Here is a 501-nt window from a genome sequence, read left to right on the forward strand (position 1 = left end):
CTGAGTTTAAAGACCAAGCCCTACGCTCACGTCTATAACCCTTCTTAGTTTCGCCTATCTTTTTGAAGTTCTGATTTCAATAAAGATAGGCGTGAATTCTGCTACATATCTATATGATATAACTTTTTAATCCTTTTACCTTTTTTTCAACTTGTTTAATCTAAATTCAAGCTGAACAAACATCGAAAGACACTAGACGGTAAAGTGATTGATATACTACGTTTAGTTCTGTCATTAAATGAAGGAATATCGCATGAGCAAGATCTACGAAGACAACACCCTAACGATTGGTAACACACCTCTAGTCCGCCTTAACAAAGTAAGCAAAGGTAACGTCCTAGCTAAGATCGAAGCTCGTAACCCAAGCTTCAGTGTTAAGTGTCGTATCGGTTCAAACATGATCTGGGAAGCAGAAAAAGCAGGTACGCTGAAGCCAGGTATTGAGCTTGTTGAACCGACTAGTGGTAACACTGGTGTTGCTCTTGCATTCGTAGCAGCAGC

At 39.7% G+C, this 501-nt stretch carries 1 protein-coding gene; it reads left to right on the top strand.

Going from position 1 to position 501, the window contains the following annotated elements; translation table 11 throughout:
- Positions 1 to 253 precede the first annotated feature (253 nt).
- Positions 254 to 501 (top strand): pyridoxal-phosphate dependent enzyme (locus tag AB4512_RS22040; RefSeq protein WP_372175678.1); only part of this gene is annotated, 248 nt, incomplete at its 3' end.

Origin of the sequence: Vibrio sp. 10N.222.52.B7, assembly GCF_041474275.1 — a bacterium.
GTDB classification, from domain to species: domain Bacteria; phylum Pseudomonadota; class Gammaproteobacteria; order Enterobacterales; family Vibrionaceae; genus Vibrio; species Vibrio crassostreae_C.